This is a genomic window from uncultured Thiocystis sp., from assembly GCF_903866365.1.
In the GTDB taxonomy this organism is placed as follows: Bacteria; Pseudomonadota; Gammaproteobacteria; order Chromatiales; family Chromatiaceae; genus Chromatium.
In genome coordinates this window covers 1-9,652 of the sequence record NZ_CAIPNF010000323.1, presented here as the reverse complement: position 1 = coordinate 9,652, position 9,652 = coordinate 1, and the positions used below count along the sequence as shown (strand labels likewise).

Here is a 9,652-nt window from a genome sequence, read left to right as displayed (position 1 = left end):
GCTGGTGCGCCGCACGATCTGGGCCGAGGACAATTGCGTCAACTCAACGCCAGACCAAGAGCCGGTCCTAATTTCGCCCCAGCGCCTGGAAGCCTTGCTCAACCAACTGGCGGCGACGCCCTGAAATGGCCAAAGTCGAGTATGACAACTCGTGGATGGATTCTTCGGCGCTCGCGTCTTCGCGGCGCGGTCCCTGGCCGCCCCCGCGAACTGCCGACAGCAGCCGGCGGGGAAATGCTTTATTCTGTTGTCTTTATCCTCAAACCGAGCGGAAGAGATGTCAAATGGCCAAACCTAACTACGCGTTTGCAAAGCGTCAGCGAGACCTCGCCAAAAAGCAGAAGAAGGAAGAGAAGCAGCAGCGGAAGACTGTCGCCGGCGAGGAGCAGCCTTCAGAGGCGCAACCGCTCGACCACGACGACAACACCGATCGCGCCGACACCGCGTCGACCCCGCCAGCGCCGGACGCGGCGTGAGTCGATGCGCCAACGCCGCCCGCCAGCCTTGGACGAGCGGTTAAAACAGATCGTCCATGACCCGCGGCGCCGAGCGTTTGACGGTCGTGGCCGGTTTTCGTTTGGCTGGGCCAGCCGATGGGCCGGCGACCTTGATCGGCTCGGGACCGAGTAGCAGCAGGCGGCTTTCCTCCTTCACCATCTCCAGGATCCCGCTCTTGGATTTGGTTTCGGTCCCCCGATTCGGGTCGACGCGCACCTGCACCAGACCGGGCGGCGGCTCAAGCGTGGCGAGCGGCTGATCCTTGAGTGCCACGCGCATGAAATCGACCCACATTCCCAACGCGGCCTTGCCGCCCTCCTCGCCCCGGCCAAGCTTGCCGAAATCGTCGAACCCCATCCAGGCGATGGTCACGAAGTTGGCCTGATAGCCCGCGAACCAGGAATCGCGGACATCGTTGGTCGTGCCAGTCTTGCCGACAATATCCTCGCGATTCAGCTTCTTGGCGCGGGTTCCCGTGCCATGCTCCACCACTTCGCGCAGTAGCGAGGTCATCTGATAGGCGATGCGCGGATCGATCGCCTGTTCGGCGGGATTGGTCGGCTGGAGCCCCTGGGTGCTGGCCGTCGCCGCGCCGGTCCGGTACCAGCAATCGGCGCAGGCTTGCGGCGGATTGGCCTCGAAGACGATCCGCCCGTTGCCATCCTCGACGCGCGCGATGAAATAGGGAATGACGTGATAACCGCCGTTCGCAAAGACCGCGTAGCCCTCGGCGAGCTTGACCGGCGAGAGTTCGCCGGTGCCGAGCGCCATCGAGAGGCCCAGCGGCAGGGCTTCAAGTTCAAAGCCAAAGCGGCGGAGGTAAGTCTGGGTCTCCTCGATGCCGACGCTCTGCAACAGATTGATGCTGGCCAGGTTGCGCGAGAGCGCCAGGGCCTTGCGCATGCGGATCGGCCCCATCTCCTTGTGATCGAAGTTTTTCGGGTTCCAGCGCTCGTTGCCGGGGATCTTGACCGCCTGGTCCTTGAGCAGACTGGCCGGGGTCCAGCCTTTGTCGAGCGCGGCGGCGTAGATGAATGGCTTGAAACTGGAACCGGGTTGACGGCGCATGTCCACGGCGCGATTAAATTTTTTCTCGTTAAAGGTATAACCGCCGACCAATGCGCGCACGGCCCCGTCGCGCGGGGCAATGGACACCAAGGCGCCGCCGACGCGCGGGATCTGACTCAACTCCCAGCCGCCTTTTTTTCCCTGTCGGAGACGGATCAGGTCGCCCGCGAGCACGGCGTCGAAGGATTTGCGCCGCGCACCGTTCCAGCGGGCCAGATTGCGCTGGGTCCGCGCCCAGGAGAGACGACCCGCGTCCAGCGTGACGCGCCGACCCTGACCAAGATAAATGTCCGCCCCGGCCGCGGTGACCCTGGTCACCAGCCCTGGCTCCAGCTCCGGAATCTGGACCACTGTCGCCAGAGACTCGTCCATCCGTTCCTCCGACATCCCGGCCAGATTCACGACCGCCTCGGGACCGCGATAGCCGTGCCGGCGGTCATATTGATTCAGCGACAGCCGCAGGGAATTCTGGGCAGCCGTCTGCAGCCAGGATTCAACGGTGGTCGTCACCCGATACCCCTGGCTGACCGCGTCCTCGCCGTAAAACCGCAGCATTTCCGAGCGCACCATTTCGCCAATGAAACCGGCGTCCAGCTCCGGTTGACGGCGGTGCAGGCGCGCGGTATCGGGCTCCTTCAACGCGATCTCGTAGCGATTCGCGTCGATGTAGCCGAGTTCGCGCATGCGTTCCAGGATGTAATCGCGCCGCTCCAGCGCGCGGGCCGGATTCGTCACCGGATTATTCGTGGAGGGCGCCTTGGGAATGCCGGCCAGCATCGCCGCCTCGGACTCGCTGAGTTCGTCGAGGGTCTTGTCGTAATACAGAGAGGCGGCGGCGGAGATGCCGTAGGTGCGATGCCCGAAAAAAATCTGGTTCAGATAGAGTTCCAGGATCTCGTCCTTGGTCAGGGCCTGCTCGACATGCAACGTCAGCAGCACCTCCATGAGCTTGCGCTGAAAGGTCTTTTTCGACGACAGGAAAAAATTGCGGGTGACCTGCATGGAGATGGTACTGCCGCCCTGGGCCTTTTCGCCGGTCGTGAGATAACTGATCAAGGCCCGTCCCATGCCGACGGTATCGACGCCGCCATGCTCGAAAAAGCGACTGTCCTCGGTGGCGAGAAAGGCCTTGATGACCAACGGAGGAATCCGGCCGATGGCGACCGGTCGGCGGCGCTCGATGCCAAATTCCGAAATGAGCGCGCCGTCCGCGCTGAAGACCCGCAGCGGCTCCTGAAACTGGACCGTGCGCAGACTCTGGACATCCGGCAAGTCGGGAAGGGTCACGCTGATGAAGGCGGCCAGACCCAGCAAGCCCAGGGCCAGCAGTTGCAGGGGCAGGCCCAGGATGCTCAGGAAATGGCCCAGCCAGCCAAAAAAGGAACGCGGCGCGCGGCTGACCGGCCGCGACACCGGGGTTTTTCGCTGGGATCCCGCACTCGCCTGCCGGGACGCATCCGGTTCGGCGGCGGTGTCCGGTGGGGTGTGCGGGGAAGACGTCGACTGCGCCCGGTTGGGTTGTGGTTCCAAGTTTCACTGCTCCTAAAAACATGCGCAAAGTTGCGCCTTGCTGTTTTCAAGCCATTCGCTCTCCGTTGATCGCGCCGTGGCTGGCGAGCAACTGGAGTCCGGGTTGAGCAGCTCGTCGGCCTGCAACACCACCCCGTCGAGACAGTGAAATGAATCCCCTTGGCGCTTGCCCAGTAGGCAACCGTGACGAGAATGCGTTTGTGAGGTGTAGGCAGGATTGACGAGCACGCGCGTCGAACCTCGACGCTGAGAAACGGTGTCCAACGCCTCGGCGATCACGCCCTTGGTCCAGGCGGCGAGGCGGCGGTTGGTGTCTTTGGCGAAGCGCCGACCGCTCAGGGGGGCGGTCAGGTCTTCGGCGGCGATCGTGGCGGCCTTGTCGATGACGGCATGGGTCGCTTGGTCAACGACATCGCGGAGGCGCGACTTGGTCTTGCGGGCGCGGCGGTCGAGCTTTTGGCGGCCCAGATTGAACTGGCGGATGTCCGAGCGCACGACGATCTGATGGTGAGTCTGGTTGTGCCCGCGCCGCCGGTGTTGGCGCATGATCCGTGATAGGCAGGGATCGCTCGGCCAGGCGTTGCGCTTGAGCGCCGTGAACAGGCGCTGGCGCTCGGCGCTGGCGGCGGCGCGCCGCCAGGACACCGGGAAGGTGCGGCCTTCGGCCAGCCAGGCGTCGCGGATCTGGCGGTCGCCGAGCGACGCGCCACTGACCGAGCCGTCGCGCTGCCAGACCTCGGAACGCACCGCGCCCAAGCGCCGCGCCTGCTCCGCGAGGGCGCGGTCTTTTCCTGGATTCAGGCGGCGGGCATGGGCGATGCAGGTGACTTTCATGGGGCGGCTCGGGTTCCGGTCTCGGTCTCTGGCACGGTTGTGATGGCGCGAAACGATCAGGGTTGCTGCGATTTGGGCAGTGAATTGGGAACGGTTCGATGCTCCGCGCGCGTCGGACAAGCCGATGAAAACGGGGCTCTTTAAGGCGATTTCCGGGCAGGATTCTTCAAGATTGAGAGGACTAAAAACAGCGATCGATAAATCCTGTCAATCCTGCGAAATCCTGTTAATCCTGTCGATGACCGGGCGGATCGCGGGTACAAGGTTTCACGGAAATCACCTAAAGCTGATGGATATCGCAATAGTCTGTCGCTGGGATTGTACATCAAGGTCGATGTCGCCCGAATTCCAAACGCCCGCGCCCCGGCAATTCTCCGTTTGAACCTCACTTTTGGCGAATTCCTGACATGACCTTACCAAGCGTCAAACCTCGTAAGAGCCCGCTTGCGGGCGACGGGTCACTGCCATTAAGCCCGGATGTTTCATAAACCTGTAGGCAGGGCCGCTTCACCAAAAAGCTGCCGAATCAGATCCAAGAGGTCGCGCGCCGCAAGCTACGCATGCTCAATGCCGCGCAGCGCCTGGACGACTTGCGTCTCCCGCCAGCCAATCGCTTGGAGGCGCTCTCGGGGGACCGCGCCGGACAGCACAGCATCCGCATCAATGACCAATGGCGCATCTGTTTTGTGTGGAACAACGGCAACGCCGAGCGCGTTGAAATTTGCGACGATCACTGAGGAAGCAGCATGGACACGATCAGGAACATTCACCCCGGCGAGGTACTCCGCGAAGAATTCCTGGTGCCGATGGGCATCGGCCAATACCGTCTCGCGAAACAGATTCACGTGCCGGCGATGCGCATCAGCGAAATCTGCGCTGGCAAGCGTGGAATCACTGCCGATACCGCATTGCGGCTCTCCCGCGCCTTCGGCACGTCGCCGGGGTTTTGGCTCGCCTTGCAGGCTGACTACGACACGGAAGAAGTGCTGCGCGCCCAAGGCGACGAATTGTCTCGGATTCAACTGCTGGCGGCCTGAGCGACGATGCTGATTCGCGCTGTTTGGGTTTCATCGTTGGTCTCCACGCTTGGATGAGGCTGCCTGCGGGCGAGTGTAGCGACGCGGTGCGACAGCAGATGTCGCCAAGGAGTGGGGCAGTCGTTCACCGCTCGCGCGTCCAGTCGGCGCCGCGATAGACGCGCACCGCATTGCCGCGTTCGAGCTGGGTGTGCTGTCGCCAGCGCTGGTCCTCGGCGGCACGGACCTGCGTGTCCGCCCGCTCGGCGAGCAGGGCGGCGAGCCGCGCGAGCGCGAGCCGGCGGTTGAAGTGTTGCGAGCGATCCTCTTGGGCGAGCGCGCTCAGTCCGGTCGGCAGATGGGTGACGCGCACGGCGCTTTCGGTGCGGTTGACATGCTGTCCGCCGGGGCCGCTCGCCCGCCGGGTCTCGATGCGGATCTCCCGCTCGTGCCAGGCATCGGCCTGGTGTTCCGGGAAGGCCGCCACGCTGACGAACCAGTTTTTGCGGGGGTGGCACGGTCGGTAGGGGCTGGCGCCGATCCACTGGATGGTGCCCAACCAGGACGCGACCTGGACCGAGGCATCGGGACCGGTCACCCGCAGCAGGATCGAGCGGGCGTCGCTGCCCTGCGCGCCGGGTGTGCGGGCGATCTCGTCCACGGTCAGCCCCTGTTCCGTCACGTCGCGGATCAGGATCGGCGCCAAGCGTCCCACCACCCATTCGCACTCCGCCGGACAGCGTCCGGCGGAGAGTTGCAGCCACAGGGTCGCGTCACGCATGACGGCCGCGCGGCGGTTGGCGCGCGCCGGGTTGCCGATGAGCTGGGCGCCGCAGCTTGTAGGTGAGCACCGGGCGTAGGGTGGCGATGACATCGATCAACCCGGCCTCGCGCAGATCCGCCACCACCCGCTCGATGCCCTTGTAGTTCTCCGGCGCCTCGTCGTAGAGCAGTTCCTTGTCCTCGCAGATCACCCGTCCGCCGAGCGCCGTCGTCACCAGATCCTCGGGCCGTTGCCGACCGCTCAAGCGACCGCGCGCCTCGCCGCGTTTCCACTTGCGCCCGGCGCCATGGGCCAGCGAGCGCAGGCTCTGGTCGCTCTCCTCGCGCGGTTGGACCAGATAGGACAGGCTGCCGCGCGAGCCGGGAATGACGACCGCTCCCCGGTCCGCCGGCGCCGCGCCCTTGCGATGCAGCCACAAGCGTTCACCGTGCCAGTCCAGGGGTTGAACCAGGTTGTGCCAGACATCGAGCGTGCGCTCGCCCTCGGCGTTCAGGGCAGCGAGGAGGCGGCGGGCGATGAGGGCGCGATTGGCCTCGGCCCAGCGTAAAGCCTGGTCGTGCCGACGCACATAGTCGATGGCCGCCGGCGCGGCGGGATCCAGTCCCGCATGCCCCTGGGTCTCGATCGTCGCGCGCAGGATCGCCTCGCCCAGCCCGCGCGAACCGCTGTGGACCAGCAACAGCATTCGCTCGCGGTCGATCCCCAGCGTCGACAGCGCCGCCGGATCCGTCGCCTCCGCGACGCACTGCGCTTCCGCGAAATGGTTACCGCCGCCGATGGTGCCAAGCGCGGCATCGAAGGCGGTCGGTTCCAGCGCGAAGTCCGCGCGCCAGTCGGCCAGATCGCCATCCCAGGGGGCTTCGAGTCCCTGGAGCCGCTCCGCCGCCCGCTCGGGCTTGAACTTGCGCACCGCCAGATCCGTCCGCCACAGCGCCATGCCGCAGCCGATGTCGTTGCCGACCAGCGCCGGATAGATGCGTTCGCTCAAAAAAGCCGCGCCGATGGGATAGCCCTTGCCGGGGTGCAGATCGGGCAGTCCCACGGCGGCGCGCATCCCCGGCAAGGCAGCGGTCTGCGCCAGTTGGCGCAGGGCCTCGCCCTCGATCCAGGTGTCGGGAGAGGCGATGAGTTGGTAAGCGTCGGTCATCGGATCAGGTTCTCGGCGGATGAATCAGGCGGATCAGGTCACCCGCAACACCGGCGAGTTCTCGCGTGTCGCTGGCCTGCGTGTGGAAAACTAGCTGCGGTAAACGCCAGCGGTCTAAGCGGCTTCTCAATCCGGCCAGAAACCGTTATCGAGTACCCGTTCCAGCGGATACGGGCAAGCAAGCGGCAAGGCATCGTAATCGAGCGGCGTTTCCCGGACCACCAGATCGCGGCTGTCCGGATAGGCGTCCGCGATGAGTTCGGGCAGTTGCGCACGCAGACTGGGGCTCTCGGCCAGCAACTGCTCGATGCGGCGGCGCTGTTCGTTGATCGTGGCGCGCCAGCTTTTGCGGTACGGATATTCCGGCTGGTATTGCCATTTCAGCAGATGACCGATCAGAACTGCCAGACGGCTTGCCACGGCCCGGCGTTCGCGCTTTCCCAAGTCCTCGATCTCCTCGATCAGATGCTCGGCGCTCAATTCGGCATAACGACCGGCGCGTAGCAGTTCGGCCTGTTCGTGGGTCCAGGCGTAGAAATCCTGCTCATAGAGATTCGGCATGGTGTGTTGCTCCAGATGGGTCACCATTCCGGATCGTCAGCACTTGCGATCCGGGCTGGCGCAGACGAGCGTTTCTGTCAGGAATCCAGGAAGTCAGGCGCCTGAAGTCAGAAACGCTTGGCGGCAAAGGCCGCCAGCCGCAACTGTCTCAGCATCACATATTGGCGTAAAAGACCAAGGTTCTGGTTGCCATTAAGATCGTGGGCGATCTGTTGCGCCGATTGCGTAAAGCTAGGTTTGTTATATTGCAGCACCTTTTGATGAACCGGCGTCACGTTAAGATTCTGATTATATTGCGCATGAAGCATCAGCTTGTTACCCGGTCGATCCACGAATTCCTGTTCGTAATCTGCTGTGCCCGTAAAAGCCGTGACCTGGTATACCAGCAATCAGATTGAAATCACGCCCAAAGAAATGTTCGATCTGAAAATTTGACATTTGAACATGCGCATTTAAACCACCTGGAAGACAGCATTCAAACTCACGCAGCAGATAACGCAGCTCCCGAGACTGGTTATCAAGCCGTAAATTGCGTGCAATCTGCCAGATGATAAATCTGTCTCGACTGTAATTACCGAGCAGATAGCCGACCCATGCGTTGAGAAATTCCTGGCTGGTGATTGTATGGTTGCCAAATCCATATCCCCAAGTACCCCCGAAATTTCCTGGTTTAGCGTTACCAACGATTAGACGTAACAACTCGGCGAGATACAGTGGCGTGACATCACGCTTACTTTCATCTGGAATATCGTCAATTTCTTGCTGTATCTGGATTGCCCACTCAGTATCCCCTATTGGTTCAGCTAAATCATTTTTTAGATTGACATATTGCAAATACAGATCATGAAGTTCCTTTTCGATCCCTTGATTAGAAACGTGCATCAGTCCAAGAGACTGATGCCATTCGACGCCATAACGATTACGCACTGCGAGCAGAATGGCGAGTTGTTTTGGTTGTAAACCAAGCGAATCCAGGACCATTTGGTAGTCGTGGCGGGCATCTCGCCGAGGCGAGTGTGGAAACAGTGCATCTGCGAAACTTGGTTGTCCAAGCAGTCTTGCCTGACGGGCATCCGCGAGATGCGCCGTCAGTGCATTATGCTCATTGACTAGAACATTGCCCCGCGCCAGGAGATCCGCAACTAACGGATTGGCATGAACTGTCTGATCAGAGAGATAAACGCGATAGATTTGATAGATATTTTCGAGGCTTTCATCATGAACTCTGGGGTATGTCGTCGGTTGGCCTTTATTGTCATGCAGACCATCAGGTTGGCCAATTTTGGCCTCCCAAAGGATAATGGCAATTTGGCGCAATAAATCGTTTTCTGTTAGCAGGCTTTCATTGCGGTCAATCGATCGGTAGATCTCGCCAAAGCAAGTATTGAGACCGTGGGAAAATCCTCCTGCATTCCAGTTCTCGTCAGCTTCCATCGCAAGGCTTTTGACCTTCTCCAGCTTTGTCAAATCCTTGCCACGGTCGTTCAAAGTCAGGAATGGAGCTAATGTGAAGCCAGCCGGAAGACTTATCCAGTTTAACTTTGTTGATTGACCGATCAGAAACGCACATTCAGGGTTGTTCGGATGGCCCTGTTGAAAACCATGTATCGCGAAATGGCCAAACAGATCGTGCAGGCGCTGCTGGCTGCGTGTTGTGCACGGTGGGGCAGCAGGGTCTAACTTCAACAAATTGCGCCAGTGCACATGGTCCGAGGCCGGATTCAGGATGAGTCTTGGAATACGTCTTCCATTTGGTAAATCGACATATCTTTGCGCTGTGTGCCCACAGCATTCGAGTAATGCAAATAGCGTGATGAGGCGTTGCTGACCATCAATGACCAAATGAGCTTCGTAGTTCTGAAAATTTGCCATGAAACCGCAGTGAAGAAGATCCTGGATGTCGACGTTATCAGTATCACTATAGTGAGTTAACAATGCGTCATGAGGAGCGACCATGATCGTATGAATGGCACTAAAATAATGTATTGCATTCCTACTTGCCGCGTGTCTACCGACGGCAATGCTAAGATCCCGAAGCAGGTCCAGCCACTGCGGCTCTTCCCAAGAATATGGACGCTGAAAAGTTGGAACGATAAAAATATTGGAGCCAATGAATAAGTTAGAGACAGGAATCATGTTAGTTGTCCAATTGGTTTTTACAACAGCCCAACGGTGTCTGGCTAGCGTCACAGAGGCGTCACAGTCATGGGTGTT

The 9,652-nt window shown here is 60.8% G+C and carries 9 protein-coding genes and 1 pseudogene; 3 read left to right on the top strand and 7 right to left on the bottom strand.

What is annotated here, in order from left to right:
• The first annotated feature begins 284 nt into the window (after positions 1–284).
• A complete protein-coding gene (locus QZY07_RS18365; RefSeq protein ID WP_295405828.1) occupies positions 285–476 on the top strand; it encodes a hypothetical protein in 192 nt (63 codons plus the stop codon).
• Between the two features lie 40 nt (positions 477–516).
• Here QZY07_RS18365 and QZY07_RS18360 read toward each other — a convergent pair whose 3' ends face one another.
• Positions 517–3,096 (bottom strand): penicillin-binding protein 1A, encoded by a 2,580-nt coding sequence (locus tag QZY07_RS18360; RefSeq protein WP_295405826.1) that lies wholly within the window; start codon positions 3,094–3,096, stop codon positions 517–519.
• 12 nt (positions 3,097–3,108) lie between these two features.
• Complete coding sequence (locus QZY07_RS18355) at positions 3,109–3,930, bottom strand: transposase (protein WP_295405824.1); 822 nt, start codon at positions 3,928–3,930, stop codon at positions 3,109–3,111.
• A 512-nt stretch (positions 3,931–4,442) separates the two neighbouring features.
• Between QZY07_RS18355 and QZY07_RS18350 the strand changes: the two are divergent.
• Positions 4,443–4,667: pseudogene (locus QZY07_RS18350) on the top strand (type II toxin-antitoxin system RelE/ParE family toxin); the annotation flags it as partial.
• A 9-nt stretch (positions 4,668–4,676) separates the two neighbouring features.
• Complete coding sequence (locus QZY07_RS18345) at positions 4,677–4,967, top strand: HigA family addiction module antitoxin (protein WP_295405822.1); 291 nt, start codon at positions 4,677–4,679, stop codon at positions 4,965–4,967.
• Positions 4,968–5,091: 124 nt separating this feature from the next.
• On the opposite strand, the gene prfH is transcribed toward QZY07_RS18345, so the two are convergent.
• The 5 genes from prfH to QZY07_RS18320 form a co-directional block, all read right to left on the bottom strand.
• A complete protein-coding gene (prfH, locus tag QZY07_RS18340; RefSeq protein ID WP_295405820.1) occupies positions 5,092–5,727 on the bottom strand; it encodes a peptide chain release factor H in 636 nt (211 codons plus the stop codon).
• Positions 5,720–6,877: an RNA ligase RtcB family protein gene (locus QZY07_RS18335; RefSeq protein WP_295405818.1), complete on the bottom strand. Its 1,158-nt coding sequence runs from the start codon at positions 6,875–6,877 to the stop codon at positions 5,720–5,722. The genes prfH and QZY07_RS18335 overlap by 8 nt, the downstream gene beginning before the upstream one ends.
• Positions 6,878–7,003: 126 nt before the next feature.
• Positions 7,004–7,465 (bottom strand): DUF29 domain-containing protein, encoded by a 462-nt coding sequence (locus tag QZY07_RS18330; RefSeq protein WP_295405816.1) that lies wholly within the window; start codon positions 7,463–7,465, stop codon positions 7,004–7,006.
• 80 nt (positions 7,466–7,545) lie between these two features.
• Positions 7,546–7,770 carry a hypothetical protein gene (locus QZY07_RS18325; protein ID WP_295405814.1) on the bottom strand — a complete coding sequence of 75 codons (225 nt, stop codon included), beginning with the start codon at positions 7,768–7,770 and terminating at the stop codon, positions 7,546–7,548.
• Positions 7,754–9,652 (bottom strand): DUF262 domain-containing protein (locus QZY07_RS18320; protein WP_295405812.1); only part of this gene is annotated, 1,899 nt, incomplete at its 5' end. The genes QZY07_RS18325 and QZY07_RS18320, both read right to left, overlap by 17 nt.

What these genes read in the sequence shown, in the direction of transcription:
- QZY07_RS18365 (WP_295405828.1), top strand. Translation starts at nt 285, where the DNA reads ATGGCCAAACCTAACTACGCGTTTGCAAAGCGTCAGCGAGACCTCGCC.
- QZY07_RS18355 (WP_295405824.1), bottom strand. Translation starts at nt 3,930, where the DNA reads ATGAAAGTCACCTGCATCGCCCATGCCCGCCGCCTGAATCCAGGAAAA.
- QZY07_RS18345 (WP_295405822.1), top strand. Translation starts at nt 4,677, where the DNA reads ATGGACACGATCAGGAACATTCACCCCGGCGAGGTACTCCGCGAAGAA.
- prfH (WP_295405820.1), bottom strand. Translation starts at nt 5,727, where the DNA reads ATGCGTGACGCGACCCTGTGGCTGCAACTCTCCGCCGGACGCTGTCCG.
- QZY07_RS18335 (WP_295405818.1), bottom strand. Translation starts at nt 6,877, where the DNA reads ATGACCGACGCTTACCAACTCATCGCCTCTCCCGACACCTGGATCGAG.
- QZY07_RS18330 (WP_295405816.1), bottom strand. Translation starts at nt 7,465, where the DNA reads ATGGTGACCCATCTGGAGCAACACACCATGCCGAATCTCTATGAGCAG.